The organism is Mycobacterium sp. D16Q16, assembly GCF_002013745.1.
In the GTDB taxonomy this organism is placed as follows: Bacteria; Actinomycetota; Actinomycetes; order Mycobacteriales; family Mycobacteriaceae; genus Mycobacterium.
Window position 1 is genome coordinate 237,942 of sequence record NZ_MAEY01000013.1, and the last position, 12,617, is coordinate 250,558.

The window sequence follows — 12,617 nt, forward strand, 5'->3', positions numbered from 1 at the left end:
GGCCTAATCGTCCAACTCGCGTACCTGGCTTTCAAACACAGCAGAGCATTCATCGATCGCCGCGAGCATCCAGGGAAGGGCGTGATAGTCCGCGCGGGCGCGGTTCAGCCAGTCGTGTACCTGCTCGTCCTCGTGGTCGTCATAGCTGCTGGGGTAGCGACAGGCCAGTGAGCCGGGCGGCGTCCAGGCCATCCCATGCTCTTCGAGAAACAAGTCGACGCTGGCAAGTTCGTGTATCTCTGTGCTGAGCTCGGGAATATGGCCTGCATAAATCTGCCCGGCCGCAGGGTCGGTGAAGACGCTTGTGAATTGTGCTTCGGTGGGTCGTTCTGGTCCTTTGTGATGCGCTGAAATCGCATCCCACACGGGTTGAGCGATCAGTGCATGCACGACGAAATCATCATCGAGCAATGTGGATGGTTTATGCCCGCCACCGTTGGGCCCGTAAGAGGTGTTCACTTCAGAGCATGTTGTGGTGCGCTCGATGACGTCGATAAGTGACTGGATGTTGTCTCGTGTGGGTGGCAGCCGGTACTCGGGACGCGTGGTGTCATCCGCGGCGAGGAAGGTTCCGTCTTCAAACCGGTCGATGAAGTAGTTCAGGACCAGTTTGGTATTCAGATCCTCCTTTGCGCTGACCGCACCCGCCATATTGTAGGAGCCGCGGAGGCCCAACGTGATTGGTGTGAAGCGCTTACCGGCTCGCCTCAGGATCACCAACACGGCATCCTGATACAGCAGACTGACTCCAGAGACCTGACAGTTGCAGTCGTAGAGGCCCAACCGGCTCTTAGGCCTTCAGGTTCTTCTTCGCCGCGCGCCGCAGCTGGATGATTCGCACCCCACCGACCAGGGCGGTGAGCGCTGCACCGGTGATGGCCGCGAATAACACGGTGATGCCCAGAGGCATCTGGATCTCCCACGCGAGGAAGTGGGTAGTCGTGTCCGTCAGGTTCTGCAGGATGAACACCAGCAGCAGAATCAGGATCAACAGGCCGAGGATGACGCCTGTCCAGGTCGCCGCCGCGCGGGTCCGCTTGACCGCGTCTTCCTTCTTGGTGGGCTTCGTGGAGGGCAGCGGTGGCTGTTCTCCGACGGGGATGTCGATCGATGTGTCGGCAACCGGAGAGTCCGGAGTCGTACCGGGGTCGCTGGTCATGAGTTCATCATTTGCTACATGGGCGCTGATTGCAAGCGCCCCGGGTCGGCCTTTCGCGGAAAAGATCGCGTGGATACCGCGAAAGGCCGACGCTCGGCGCAGGTCAGGCGCGGATAGTGCCTTGGCCCGCGATCAACGGCAAATCTAGTGGCGTCAGGAAGCCCGGTTTAGCGCCGATAACCGCTGGTATCGCGTTGATGGCGCGCATCCCGGTAGCGAGGCAGCCGCCGATCGCGCCGTCACCGGTGCGTTCGTCACGGAATACGGTCTCCTGGGTGATGTTGGGGCTGCCTTTGATCTCGATGCGGTAGGCGTCATTGTCGACCGACTGCGCTCGCGGCCAGTGCGGCGCGGTGTCGTTGGTGATCCGGTTGACGTGCTCGATGACGATCTTCGGCTGGCCGCCTACCCAGCCGCGGATCTCGAATCGCACCGCGGCGCAATGCCCGGCCTCGATGGTGCCGGTGTTGGGCTCGGCGCCGTAGGCGATGGCGGTGGGGGTGGCCCACTTTTCGTAGACGGTGTCGATCTTGTCGAGTTTCACCCCGACGGCGTCGGCGATCATCGGAATGGTGTGGCCCCAAGCCAGGATCAGCACCTCGGGGATCTCCAGCACCGCCGGCTGATCCATGGGCGCACCCAGTCCCATCGGCATGCTGAAATCACCGTTGTAGTACTGATAGTCCAGAAGCTCTTGCACCAGTACCGAATCCACCCGCCCGCCCACGCCGAGCAGGGTCATCGGGAACAGATCGTTCGCGAAGCCGGGGTCAATACCGGTGGTGAAACAGGAGGTCTGACCATCCTCACAGGCCTGCTTGATATCGGTCAGCATCTCGGGCGGGCACACCTGCGGGTACACCCACGGCGTCATCGCGGTCGAGACGACGTTGTGTCCACTGCGCAGCGCCCGGGACATGTTGTCGATGTTTTCCAGCGCGTACTGCGCAGTCGGCCCGAAGTAGGCGACGGTGCCCTCGGTGCCCAGCGCGGTGTCGATATCGGTGGTGGCCGCCAGTCCGATCGGGTGGCTGCCGACCAGGGTCCCCACGTCCACACCGTCCTTGGCCGGATCGTGCACCAGGACGGCGGCCAGCTCGAATACCGGATGGTCCAACAGCTCGCGGATCACCAGCTTGCCGACAACCCCTGTGCCCCAGACGATGACGGGATACTTATCACTCATGCGAAGAACTCTCCTGCGTTGACGAATAGGGTCTGCCCGGTCACCATGCGTGCCCGATCAGATGCGAAGAACACCACCGCGTCGGCGACGTCTTCATCGGCGGGCATCTCGCCCAGGGGGAACTTGGCCGTCAGTTCCGCCAGCACGTCCGCTTCGGTGATGCCGCGCTGCTGGGCAACCAGACCGATGTACAGCTGGATGGGTGGCCCGTACATCCATGTCGGCACGACCATGTTGAGCCGAATCTTGTGCGGCCCGAGCTCCTTCGCCAGCTGATACATGGCGTTCTGTAGGGCTCCCTTGGACGTCGCATATGCGGCCTGGGGCAGCTGTGGATGGAACGCCGATTGTGAACCGATGAAGACCACCGACCCGCCGTTCTTCTTCAGCTCCGGTACGGCCACCTGAACGAGTTGGAGTGTGCCGACGACGTTCGTGCTGAGCATCGCTTGCCACTGCGCCAGATCCGCGCCCTCGATACCGCCGAACACGTCCTCCTTGGCCGCGACGTTCACCAATGCGTCCACCGCGCCGAACCTCTCGACGGCGGTGTCGATGAGGCCCTGGCACGCTTGTGCATCGTTGATGTCGGTGACCGCCCAGGCGGCGGTGCCTCCGGTGTCGTCGAGTTCGGCCGCGAGGCTCGTAAGGTTTTCCCGGGTCCGCGCGCCGAGCACCACATTCGCGCCGTCCTGGTGCGCCTTGAGCGCGACCTCCCGGCCCAACCCGGTGCCCACTCCGGATATCACCACCGTTTTTCCGGAAAGAAGTCCTGTCATCGGCTGCCCTTCTGTCTGTGACCCACGCCACCAACCTTCTTAATACGTAACATGGTGTACCGTTATTTGCAATGACTACTGACGAGTTACCCGTGGGCAGGGGTCGCCGCCGCAGTTCCGATATCGACACCAAGGCGCTTGCTGCCGCGCGTGAGCTCCTGGTGGAGCAGGGGTGGGATGCCACCACCATGGTTGCGATCGCCGAGCGGGCCGGTGTAGGCAAGCCGGCGCTGTACCGCCGCTGGCCCTCGCGCGCGCACCTGGTGTTCGAGGCGGTTTTCGGTTGGACCGCTCCCACCCGGGAGATGAGTGCTGCCGCGGGAGTTGGCGACTGGGTCCGGGAATCCTGCTCGTACACAGCCGAACTCTTCGAACGGCCGGATGTCATCGCGGCCGCCCCCGCCCTTCTCGGCCAGATGCGGACCGATCCCGAATTAGGGCAGGCGCTGTGGGCGAGCTTCGGTGAGACGGGTGCCGAACTCCTGTCGCAGGTGATGCGCGCACAGCGTCCGGAGATCGGGCAGCACGAGGCGCGGGATCGGGCCAACGCCACGATGTTGATGATCATCGGAGCGAATGTGCTCGCGCGTCAGCTGCTTCCCGATGAGCAGGCGGAGGCGGTTATCAAATATTTGCCAGAGCTCTTGGCCGGGCCGGGTGGAAGTCCGGAAACCACGGCGCCTACGGGTTAGCCACCGGAATCTTCGTGACGGTAAAGCCGGGCGAGGTGACGGTTGCCCGGTTACTGTCGGAGGATGCGCAGGGCCGCACGACTCCTCGCCACCGTCATGGCCGCGGTTGTCTTCAGCGGCTGCGGTAGTGCCAATCCCCTGGGCGGAGGGCCGCTTTCGGGCGATCTTAATACGCTGATCGTCGGCTCCGCCGACTTCCCCGAATCGAAGATCGTGGCCGAGCTGTATGCACAGATATTGCAGACCAACGGCTTTCACATCACCAAACAGCTGGGCATCGGTAGCCGCGAGACGTACATCCCGGCGGTCAAGGACCATTCGATCGATCTCATCGCCGATTACACCGGAAATCTGCTGCGCTACTTCGATCCGGATGCCACCGCCACCAAGCCCGACGACGTCGAGCTGGCGCTGCTGCGCAAGCTCGACGGCGATCTGGACATTCTGTCGCCCTCGCCGGCCTCGGACGCGGACACGCTCTGCGTCACCAGGGCCACCGCCGACGCCTGGAATCTGCACTCCATCGCCGACCTCGCGGCCCACTCGGAGGAGGTAAAGGTCGGTGCGCCCTCGGAGTTCCTGCACCGCAGCGTCGGCCTGGCCGGACTCAAGGCCAACTACGGTCTGGATATCCCGGAGTCGCGGTTCGTGGCCATCAGCGATGGTGGCGGACCGGCGACGGTCAGGGCGTTGTTGGACGGAACGATCACCGCGGCCAACATATTCAGCACATCGCCGGCCATCGCCGAGCATGATCTGGTGGTGTTGGACGACCCCAAGTTCACTTTTCCGGCCGGCAATCTGGTGCCGCTGGTCAACGCGCAGAAGAAATCCGAGAAGTTGAAGAAGGTGCTCGACGCACTGTCCGCACGCTTGACCACCGAGGATCTTACCCGGCTCAACGCTGCGGTATCCGGCAACGACGGCGTCGACCCCAAGGAGGCTGCGCAGAAGTGGTTGACGGACAAGGGTTTCGACAAACCGATAGGGAACTGATCGCGTGATCACCTTCGAGAATGTCACCAAGAAGTACCCCGACGGGACTACCGCGGTCGACGATCTCACCATGCACGTCGACGAGGGGTCATTCACGGTGTTCGTGGGGCCGTCGGGATGCGGCAAGACCACCTCGATGCGGATGATCAACAGGATGACCGACCTCACTTCCGGTGTGCTGATCGTCGACGGAGAAGATGTCAGGACGGTGGATCCGGTCAAACTGCGGCTGGGTATCGGGTATGTCATCCAGAACGCCGGCCTGATGCCGCATCAGCGTGTGGTCGACAACGTTGCGACAGTGCCGGTGTTGCGCGGCGAATCCCGGCGTGCCGCACGCAAGGCGGCTCTCGACGTTTTGGAACGGGTGGGGCTCGATCCAAAACTGGCCAGCCGGTACCCGGCACAGCTCTCAGGCGGGCAGCAACAACGTGTCGGAGTGGCGCGTGCACTTGCCGCTGATCCGCCGATCCTGCTGATGGATGAACCCTTCAGCGCCGTCGACCCGAATGTGCGCGATGACCTGCAGGCCGAGATGCAACGCCTCCAGGCCGAGCTCAACAAGACCATCGTCTTTGTCACGCACGATATCGACGAGGCCGTCAAGCTTGGGGACAGGGTCGCAGTCTTCGGGCCCGGCGGGGTGTTGCAGCAGTATGACGAGCCTGAGCGGGTGTTATCCAACCCGGCAAGCGATTTCGTCGCCGGGTTCATCGGGCGTGATCGGGGCTATCGAAGCTTGCAGTTCCGCGAGGCGGGTGAGTTGCCGCTGTACGAGATCAGGCAGATCTTTGAAACAGACGTCCCCGACCTCATCATCGCCCCGCGCAGCTGGGTGCTTGTCTGCAATCCCGATGGCACACCATTCGGCTGGATGGACGATGCCGGGGCGGAGGTCTACCGGTCGGGAAAGTCGTTATACGACAGCGTGATAGCGGGCGGATCATTATTCGGTCCGGACGGGACATTGCGGCAGGCTCTCGATGCCGCACTGTCCTCGCCATCGGGGCTGGGTGTGGCCACCGATGAGGACGGCCGCGTCCGCGGGGGCGTCCGCGGGGATGACGTCCTCATCGCGCTGGATCGGCAACGCCGTACCGGGCAGCGGTGAGATGCGTTATCTCTTCACCCATCTCGGCGACGCCTGGCAGCTCTCGCTGATCCACATGCGGCTGTCACTGGTACCCATCCTCATCGGGTTGGCCATCGCGATTCCTTGTGGCGCACTGATTCACCGGCACCGGACCGCGCGGCGGATCACCACGGTGATAGCCAGCATCGTGTTCACCATCCCGTCGCTGGCTCTGTTCGTGGCGTTACCCCTCATCATTCCCACCCGGATACTCGACGAGGCCAATGTGATGGTCGCGCTGACGCTGTACACCACCGCGCTGCTGATCCGTGCTGTGCCCGAGGCGCTCGACGCCATTGCCCCACAGGTGCGTGATGCGGCCACCGCCGTGGGATATCGGCCGTTGGCCCGCCTCGTCCGGGTTGAGTTGCCGCTATCCATACCGGTGTTGGTGGCGGGCCTGAGAGTCGTTGCCGTCACCAATATCTCGATGGTCTCGGTGGGATCGGTGATCGGCATTGGCGGCCTGGGTACCTGGTTCACTGAGGGTTACCAGGCCAACAAGAGCAGCCAGATCGTTGCCGGGATCATCGCCATCTTTCTGCTTGCCGTCGTCGTGGATTCGCTCCTGGTGGTTCTCGGCCGCGCGGCGACGCCATGGACCAGAGCAACGAAAGCCGTTGGTGCAGTGTGAACTTCCTCTCCGATGCGCTCGGCTACATATTCACCGCGTCCCATTGGACGGGCAACAGCGGGCTGGGCACGCGGATTGGTGAGCACTTGCAGTACACCGCGATCGCCCTGCTGGCCGCGGTGCTCATCGCGGTGCCGATAGGTCTGATCATCGGGCACACCGGCCGCGGCACGTTTCTCGTAGTCAGCGCGGTAAATGCGCTGCGCGCACTGCCGACGCTGGGTGTGCTGCTGTTGGGTGTGCTGCTGTGGGGTCTGGGTCTGGTTCCGCCGACGGTCGCATTGCTGCTGCTCGGGGTGCCGCCGCTGCTGGCCGGAACCTATTCAGGGATCGCGAACGTGGACCGCACGGTGGTGGAGGCGGCGCGTGCCATGGGGATGACAGAACGCCAGGTGCTGCTCGGTGTCGAGATACCGAACGCGTTACCGCTCATCCTGTCGGGCTTGCGGACAGCGACGCTGCAGATCGTCGCGACCGCGACCGTCGCCGCCTACGCCAGTCTCGGCGGGCTGGGCCGGTACCTCATCGACGGCATCAAGGTCCGGCAGTTTCACTTGGCGTTGGTCGGCGCCCTCCTGGTGACCGCGCTGGCCCTGCTGCTGGACTCGGTTCTTGCCTTTGCGGTGTGGCTGTCGGCCCCGGGCACCGGAAGGCTGCGCCCGGCTCCGCGCGATCTCACCGGGGACTCAGGGCCGGGGGACACCGGCGTAGAGGGGCGGGTCGAACCAGGCCGGCAGCCCGCGGCACAACCCTGATGGCCCGTTGAAGGCCACCTCGCCCGAGCGCAACGCATCCGACCATGAGGCGTCACCGCGCCACACTCGTGTAAGGCTGCGCAACTGGGCCGTCACGCCGATGTTCACGTCGAAGCCGGGGTCGGCATCGCAGAGGTCGGCTGCCTCGGGCGTGATGATCAGCCACCAGTGCCGCTTATCGACCGTGACATCGCCGAAGTGGAAATGCAGCACCGTACGGCCCTCGGGGACCGCGCTGCCGATGACGTGGCGGCGCATATCCCAGAGCAGCAGCTTGGGGTCCAGATCCTCGTCCCCGATCTCGCCGATCCACCGGATTCCCCACTGGCTCAGCATCTCGACCACGGGCCGCAGCTCACGACCGGCGTCCGTGGGTACGTAGCGGTTGTCGTGGCGCTCGGCGATTCCGGCACGCACCAACCGATCCAGCCTCTTGGACAACAATGTCGGAGACATGCGCGGCACTCCACGCCGAATATCGTTGAAATGCTCACTGCCGAACAGTAATTCACGCACGATCAGCAGCGTCCAGCGCTCGTCGAGCAGCTCCATCGCCTTGGCGACGGGGCAGAATTGGTAGTACGACGCACCCATGGATGAACGGTAGGCCGCCGACGTCGCGGTGAACAGCCCCAGTACAGATCTTGTACTAGCCCCCGGGGCGGTGATCCTTCTAGCGTATGTACATGAACGCAGAGACAGGCCAAAGAGTTTCGTTGTGGGCCCTGGGCAACTACGCCGCGGTGGCTTCCGAGGTGATTGCGTCGCTCGGCCCGGTCCTCGTCAAGGAATCCGGCGTTGTCCCCGGTGCCCGGGTATTGGATGTCGCGGCCGGATCCGGGAACGTGGCGATCCCAGCCGCGGGGGCCGGCGCGCACGTGGTGGCCTCCGATCTCACTCCCGAGCTGCTGGAGGCGGGGCGCGCCGTGGCCGCCGCGGCCGGTGCAGACATTGATTGGCAGGTCGCGGACGCGCAGGCGCTCCCGTTTGGCGACGACGAGTTCGATGTCGTGGTGTCCTGTGTCGGGGTGATGTTCGCTCCGCGGCACCAGGACAGCGCGGATGAACTGATCCGTGTGTGTCGGCCGGGTGGAACCATCGGCCTGATCAACTGGACACCGCAGGGATTCATCGGCCAGATGTTCGCGACCATGAAACCGTTCGCGGCCGCTCCACCGCCTGGCGCGCAACCGCCTCCGTTGTGGGGAGACGCGGCCCATGTGCGAACACTCCTTGCGGACCGGGTCATCGAAGTCACCGTGGAGCGGCGGATGCTGACGGTGGACCGGTTCGCCACCGCGCAGGAGTTCCGCGACTTCTTCAAGGCCTGTTACGGGCCGACGATCGCCGTCTACGCGGCAATCGCGGATGACGCGGGCAAGACCGCCGAACTCGATGACGCGCTTGTCGAGCTGGCACGACGACACGATCGCGGCGACGGACGACTGCTGATGGACTGGGAGTACCTGCTCTACGTCGCACGCAAGCGGGGGTGATTGGAGGCAGAAAGGGCTCACGGGGGCTCAATTTGCGCGGTCGCCTACGGTAGACGGGTGAGTAACCCCAGTCAGACTGACGCGGCGACCGGTCCTGCCGTGCTGACCTGGCGCGCCCATGACGCGTCGCGTATGGAATCCACCCGGGTCCAACTGTCGGGCCGGCGCATCCGTGCGCATGGCCGTTTCGTGGCCGGCGCGTCCGACGCTCATCCCGCTTTCAGTGCCTCATACGACTTGGTGACCGACGAGACGGGCTCCACCAACCGCCTGTCGCTGTCGACCACCGTTGCCGAAAGGGAACGGCAGCTGTCCATCGCCCGGGACGAAGAGGGCATGTGGACCGTGCAGAACCATGAGGGCGCGACGCGTTCCTCCTTCGACGGGGCTCTGGACGTCGACGTGGTGTTCAGCCCCTTCTTCAACGCGCTGCCAATCCGCCGGACCGGCCTTTACCAGCAGGAAGGCAGCGCGGTGCTGCCCGTTGTCTACGTGACCCTCCCGGATTTGGTCGTCAGCCCGGCCACCATTAGCTACCGCAACGACGGCAAGGGCATCAAGGTGGTTTCGCCGGTCGCCGACACCACCGTCACCGTCGATGACGAGGGATTCCTGCTGGAATACCCCGGTTTGGCTCTCCGGATCTAGGGCACGGTCCGCAGCACACCGCCCTGCCGCCCGGCCTCGGCCAGTTGCTCGCGCCAAGGAGGGTCCTCCCGGCTGATGCCGGTGATGTCGAATCGTTCGTGTGCCTCATACCGCTGCCGTGCGGCGTGGCCGGCCTCTACCAGCAGCTCCACGGAGCTCTCCGCGTTCAGGGTGTTCCACGTCGCCGCGAGTAGCGCCATGGCCTCTTCCAGGGCCGGCAGCACACCATGCGGATTGGATTCGCACATGGCGCGCACCAGCGACGGATCGGTGGCGGCCACCCGGGTGCCGTCCCGGAACGATCCGGCGGCCAGGGAGTACGCCAGGGGGATCCCGTCGGCGGTGACGGCCAGGGCCTCGGCGAGCAGGTGGGGCAGATGCGAGATGGCCGCGGCGGCGGCGTCGTGCTCGTCCGAGCGTGCCGGGACGACGACGGATCCGCAGTCCAGGGCCAGCCGCGTTACTTGAGCGAACACCAGTGGATCGACCTCGTCGTCGACACTGACGACCCAGGTCGCGTCGCGGAAGAGCTTGGCGTCCCCGGCGTCCCACCCTGACTCCGTGGTGCCCGCCATGGGATGGCCACCGACGAATCGTTGCGCCAGTCCGTGCTGGGACACCTGTTGTAGGACAGCTGATTTCACGCTGGTGACGTCGGTGAGCGGGCATTCGGGGGCCAGCTCCGCGATGCGCGTCAGGAGCGCGGGCAGGGCTGGGACCGGTACCGCGAGCACGATGAGGGCCCGGGCGTTGCGGGCGCGCCGCAACGCCAGATCCAGGTCGGCGGTGGCGTCGAAACCGGCCGCCCGTGCGGCGTCTGTGCCCTCCGCGGAACGGTTGTATCCCCAGACGTGCCGCCCTGCGGCGGTGGCCGCGCGGACCAGAGAGCCGCCGATGAGCCCGAGGCCAAGTACGCAGATCGGGGGGCGTTGGTGGTCGTGTTCGGCGGCGTTCATCCCATCAGGTTGGCACACGTGACCAAGTTGTTTGTGGTCACAACACGGGGTGGGGCACTACCGTATTGCCCATGGACGCACAACGTGCCAAGGCCGCAGGGCCCAGCGCCGAAAGCCTGGAGGGCTTCGGCGTGGCCGTCGTTCGTGAAGAGGGCCGCTGGCGGGTGACATCGTTGAAGGCTGGAGCGCTCACCGATTTGGCGGCAGCCGAAACCGAGCTACGCGAATTGCGCAGCGCTGGTGCCGTGTTCGGCCTGCTGGATGTGGATGAGGAGTTCTTCATCATTATCCGCCCGGCACCTGCGGGAACGCATCTGCTGCTTTCCGACGCCACGGCGGCCATCGACTACGACATCGCCGCCGAGGTGTTAGAGCGGCTGAATATTCCTGTCCCGGAGCTCGATTCCGATGAGCTGGACGAGGTCGATCCGTGGGAGGAAGGCGATCTGGGCCTGCTCTCCGATATCGGGCTGCCCGAGCCGGTACTCAGCGTGATCCTCAGTGAGACGGATCTCTATCCCGATGAGCAACTCGGGATGATCGCGGCGCGCATGGGCTTCGCCGACGAGTTCGGTGCGGTGCTCGACAAGCTAGATCGGTGACGTTTCCGGATGACGAGGCGCTGATTCGCGCGGCGCTGGTGGCCGCCGGGGAGGCTGGTGCCGACGACGTGCCGATCGGTGCGGTGATCTATGCCGCAGACGGAACAGAGCTGGCCCGCACCGCCAATGCTCGTGAACGCCTGGGTGATCCGACGGCACATGCCGAAGTTCTCGCGTTGCGCGAGGCCGCCGCGAAGCATGGTGACGGCTGGCGGCTGGAGGGGACGACGCTGGCGGTGACCGTCGAGCCATGCACCATGTGCGCCGGTGCGTTAGTGCTTGCGCGGGTTGGCCGGGTGGTCTTCGGGGCCTGGGAACCCAAGACCGGAGCGGTGGGATCGCTGTGGGATGTGGTGCGGGACCGTCGGCAGGTGCACCGCCCGGAGGTGCGCGGCGGCGTGCTTGCCGACGAGTGTGCAGCCCTGCTCGAGAGCTTCTTCGCGGCGAAAAGGTAAGTGGCCCGCCCGGCGCTGATGAGTCGGGGTCGCACGCCGGACGGGCCGATTCAGGAGGTTTAGCGGTGCCAGTCGTTGCCGGGTCCACGGTCGGGACCGCGATCGGGTCCACGGTCGGGTCCGCGGTTGTCACCCGGGCCGGGGCCGTTGTTGCGCCAGCGGCCGTCGTCGCCGCGCCAGTCGCCAGGACGGTCGCGGTCGAGGATGCCGTCGGCGTGGCATTCGCCCCAGTTCATGTTGAAGCCCCAGATCGGGTTCCAGAACTCGCCGGGACACCAGTGATACGTGGGCGCCGGAAGCTCTGGAGCCGGGGCGGCATTGGCGGTGGCGGCGAGGCCGAGCCCGCCTGCGGCTATGGCTGCGGAAGCGGCAAGTCCAACGAGAATTTTCATAAAGAAAGCAAAGCATTCTTTGCTGGCAATCAACGTGCGCTATGCGTACAGTGAGCTGTAAACCTGCTGTCAGTCAAGATATTTCGTATGGATCTTATTGCCCACCCATTGCGTTGTGGCGGTGCAAGGCAAACAACCCCACCCACTGGAGCGAGTCCGGCGGGCGGGGTTGCTTCTCGATGACGTTGGGCTAGGGCCTCCAGTCGCGATCGTGGCCATGCCCCCAGTCGCCGCGGTCATGGTCATGCCAGTCGCCACGATCGCCGCGCCAGTCGCGGTCGTGCCAGTCTCCGTCGCGGTCGCGATGCCAGTCGTCGTGGCATTCGCCGAATTCCCAGTTGAATCCCCAGATCGGATTCCAGAACTCGCCCGGGCACCAGTGGTAGTTGGGGGCTGGGAGCGCCGGTGCCGCGTCGGCCGTCGCCGCGAGGCCGAGCGTGCTCGCGGCGATGGCCGCGGATGCTGCGATTCCTACAAGAATTTTCATTGGTCAGGGCCTTCCCATCGTGATGGTGTCGATCTCCTCGTGCCGGTCTCGCTGATGGCCCGGCGGCGTCCGCCCGCCCCGAGAGGCGGATATCGCGATGCCAACGAGAACCTGCACAAGCAAGATGGAAGGCCACTTTCCTTGGAGCCACGCCGCTGATTTCGTACAGCACGCTGGGAGTTTCCTGCCAGCCATGCGACTTCACGCATATGGCTGGCGCGTTGCTAACGCCGCCGGGTGATAACGCG

At 64.8% G+C, this 12,617-nt stretch carries 17 protein-coding genes; 9 read left to right on the forward strand and 8 right to left on the reverse strand.

The window, feature by feature from the left end:
- Positions 1 to 3: 3 nt before the first annotated feature.
- The 4 genes from B4394_RS14510 to B4394_RS14525 all read right to left on the reverse strand — a co-directional run bounded on the left by B4394_RS14510 (position 4) and on the right by B4394_RS14525 (position 3,124).
- The gene (locus tag B4394_RS14510; RefSeq protein WP_078311250.1) at positions 4 to 783 is read right to left on the reverse strand and encodes a hypothetical protein; all 780 of its coding nucleotides are present in this window, start codon (positions 781 to 783) and stop codon (positions 4 to 6) included.
- 7 nt (positions 784 to 790) lie between these two features.
- Positions 791 to 1,159, reverse strand: coding sequence for a LapA family protein (locus tag B4394_RS14515; RefSeq protein WP_078311249.1), 369 nt, complete (start codon positions 1,157 to 1,159; stop codon positions 791 to 793).
- A gap of 103 nt (positions 1,160 to 1,262) precedes the next feature.
- Complete coding sequence (locus B4394_RS14520) at positions 1,263 to 2,345, reverse strand: NAD(P)H-dependent amine dehydrogenase family protein (protein ID WP_078311248.1); 1,083 nt, start codon at positions 2,343 to 2,345, stop codon at positions 1,263 to 1,265.
- Complete coding sequence (locus tag B4394_RS14525) at positions 2,342 to 3,124, reverse strand: SDR family oxidoreductase (RefSeq protein ID WP_078311247.1); 783 nt, start codon at positions 3,122 to 3,124, stop codon at positions 2,342 to 2,344. Before B4394_RS14525 ends, B4394_RS14520 begins: the two co-directional genes overlap by 4 nt.
- A gap of 71 nt (positions 3,125 to 3,195) precedes the next feature.
- Between B4394_RS14525 and B4394_RS14530 the strand changes: the two genes are divergently transcribed.
- The 5 genes from B4394_RS14530 (at position 3,196) to B4394_RS14550 (ending at position 7,333) form a co-directional block, all read left to right on the forward strand.
- Positions 3,196 to 3,816, forward strand: coding sequence for a TetR/AcrR family transcriptional regulator (locus tag B4394_RS14530; RefSeq protein ID WP_078311246.1), 621 nt, complete (start codon positions 3,196 to 3,198; stop codon positions 3,814 to 3,816).
- A 63-nt stretch (positions 3,817 to 3,879) separates the two neighbouring features.
- Positions 3,880 to 4,812 (forward strand): ABC transporter substrate-binding protein, encoded by a 933-nt coding sequence (locus B4394_RS14535; protein WP_078315434.1) that lies wholly within the window; start codon positions 3,880 to 3,882, stop codon positions 4,810 to 4,812.
- Positions 4,813 to 4,816: 4 nt separating this feature from the next.
- Positions 4,817 to 5,923 carry an ABC transporter ATP-binding protein gene (locus B4394_RS14540; RefSeq protein WP_078315436.1) on the forward strand — a complete coding sequence of 369 codons (1,107 nt, stop codon included), beginning with the start codon at positions 4,817 to 4,819 and terminating at the stop codon, positions 5,921 to 5,923.
- 1 nt (position 5,924) lies between these two features.
- Positions 5,925 to 6,578 carry an ABC transporter permease gene (locus B4394_RS14545; RefSeq protein ID WP_078315525.1) on the forward strand — a complete coding sequence of 218 codons (654 nt, stop codon included), beginning with the start codon at positions 5,925 to 5,927 and terminating at the stop codon, positions 6,576 to 6,578.
- Positions 6,575 to 7,333, forward strand: coding sequence for an ABC transporter permease (locus B4394_RS14550; RefSeq protein ID WP_078315437.1), 759 nt, complete (start codon positions 6,575 to 6,577; stop codon positions 7,331 to 7,333). Before B4394_RS14545 ends, B4394_RS14550 begins: the two co-directional genes overlap by 4 nt.
- Here the strand turns inward: B4394_RS14550 and B4394_RS14555 are convergent.
- A complete protein-coding gene (locus B4394_RS14555; protein WP_078315438.1) occupies positions 7,265 to 7,927 on the reverse strand; it encodes a winged helix-turn-helix transcriptional regulator in 663 nt (220 codons plus the stop codon). The genes B4394_RS14550 and B4394_RS14555 overlap by 69 nt on opposite strands.
- A gap of 92 nt (positions 7,928 to 8,019) precedes the next feature.
- Here B4394_RS14555 and B4394_RS14560 point away from each other — a divergent pair, with 92 nt between their 5' ends.
- Together B4394_RS14560 and B4394_RS14565 are read left to right on the forward strand one after the other, a co-directional pair.
- Positions 8,020 to 8,829 (forward strand): class I SAM-dependent methyltransferase, encoded by an 810-nt coding sequence (locus B4394_RS14560; protein ID WP_286142072.1) that lies wholly within the window; start codon positions 8,020 to 8,022, stop codon positions 8,827 to 8,829.
- A gap of 99 nt (positions 8,830 to 8,928) precedes the next feature.
- Complete coding sequence (locus B4394_RS14565) at positions 8,929 to 9,477, forward strand: putative glycolipid-binding domain-containing protein (RefSeq protein ID WP_078311226.1); 549 nt, start codon at positions 8,929 to 8,931, stop codon at positions 9,475 to 9,477.
- Here the strand turns inward: B4394_RS14565 and B4394_RS14570 are convergent.
- A complete protein-coding gene (locus B4394_RS14570; RefSeq protein ID WP_078311225.1) occupies positions 9,474 to 10,433 on the reverse strand; it encodes a prephenate dehydrogenase in 960 nt (319 codons plus the stop codon). The two genes, B4394_RS14565 and B4394_RS14570, sit on opposite strands and share 4 nt — an antisense overlap.
- A 71-nt stretch (positions 10,434 to 10,504) precedes the next feature.
- On the opposite strand from B4394_RS14570, the gene B4394_RS14575 reads away from it, so the two are divergent.
- Both B4394_RS14575 and B4394_RS14580 read left to right on the forward strand, forming a co-directional pair.
- Positions 10,505 to 11,035, forward strand: a complete 531-nt coding sequence (locus B4394_RS14575) for a tRNA adenosine deaminase-associated protein (protein WP_057967397.1) — start codon at positions 10,505 to 10,507, stop codon at positions 11,033 to 11,035.
- A complete protein-coding gene (locus tag B4394_RS14580; protein ID WP_078311224.1) occupies positions 11,032 to 11,490 on the forward strand; it encodes a nucleoside deaminase in 459 nt (152 codons plus the stop codon). The genes B4394_RS14575 and B4394_RS14580 overlap by 4 nt, the downstream gene beginning before the upstream one ends.
- Before the next feature lie 59 nt (positions 11,491 to 11,549).
- On the opposite strand, the gene B4394_RS14585 is transcribed toward B4394_RS14580, so the two are convergent.
- Positions 11,550 to 11,882, reverse strand: coding sequence for an Mtp family mycobacterial-type pilin (locus B4394_RS14585; protein WP_078311223.1), 333 nt, complete (start codon positions 11,880 to 11,882; stop codon positions 11,550 to 11,552).
- 190 nt (positions 11,883 to 12,072) lie between these two features.
- Positions 12,073 to 12,369: an Mtp family mycobacterial-type pilin gene (locus B4394_RS14590; protein ID WP_070951672.1), complete on the reverse strand. Its 297-nt coding sequence runs from the start codon at positions 12,367 to 12,369 to the stop codon at positions 12,073 to 12,075.
- Positions 12,370 to 12,617: the final 248 nt, after the last annotated feature.

Bases quoted from the DNA above. Each gene is read 5' to 3' on its own strand.
- B4394_RS14545 (WP_078315525.1), top strand. From the start codon at position 5,925: ATGCGTTATCTCTTCACCCATCTCGGCGACGCCTGGCAGCTCTCGCTG.
- B4394_RS14520 (WP_078311248.1), bottom strand. From the start codon at position 2,345: ATGAGTGATAAGTATCCCGTCATCGTCTGGGGCACAGGGGTTGTCGGC.
- B4394_RS14555 (WP_078315438.1), bottom strand. From the start codon at position 7,927: ATGGGTGCGTCGTACTACCAATTCTGCCCCGTCGCCAAGGCGATGGAG.
- B4394_RS14530 (WP_078311246.1), top strand. From the start codon at position 3,196: ATGACTACTGACGAGTTACCCGTGGGCAGGGGTCGCCGCCGCAGTTCC.
- B4394_RS14535 (WP_078315434.1), top strand. From the start codon at position 3,880: ATGCGCAGGGCCGCACGACTCCTCGCCACCGTCATGGCCGCGGTTGTC.
- B4394_RS14515 (WP_078311249.1), bottom strand. From the start codon at position 1,159: ATGACCAGCGACCCCGGTACGACTCCGGACTCTCCGGTTGCCGACACA.
- B4394_RS14575 (WP_057967397.1), top strand. From the start codon at position 10,505: ATGGACGCACAACGTGCCAAGGCCGCAGGGCCCAGCGCCGAAAGCCTG.
- B4394_RS14525 (WP_078311247.1), bottom strand. From the start codon at position 3,124: ATGACAGGACTTCTTTCCGGAAAAACGGTGGTGATATCCGGAGTGGGC.
- B4394_RS14560 (WP_286142072.1), top strand. From the start codon at position 8,020: ATGAACGCAGAGACAGGCCAAAGAGTTTCGTTGTGGGCCCTGGGCAAC.
- B4394_RS14570 (WP_078311225.1), bottom strand. From the start codon at position 10,433: ATGAACGCCGCCGAACACGACCACCAACGCCCCCCGATCTGCGTACTT.
- B4394_RS14590 (WP_070951672.1), bottom strand. From the start codon at position 12,369: ATGAAAATTCTTGTAGGAATCGCAGCATCCGCGGCCATCGCCGCGAGC.
- B4394_RS14585 (WP_078311223.1), bottom strand. From the start codon at position 11,882: ATGAAAATTCTCGTTGGACTTGCCGCTTCCGCAGCCATAGCCGCAGGC.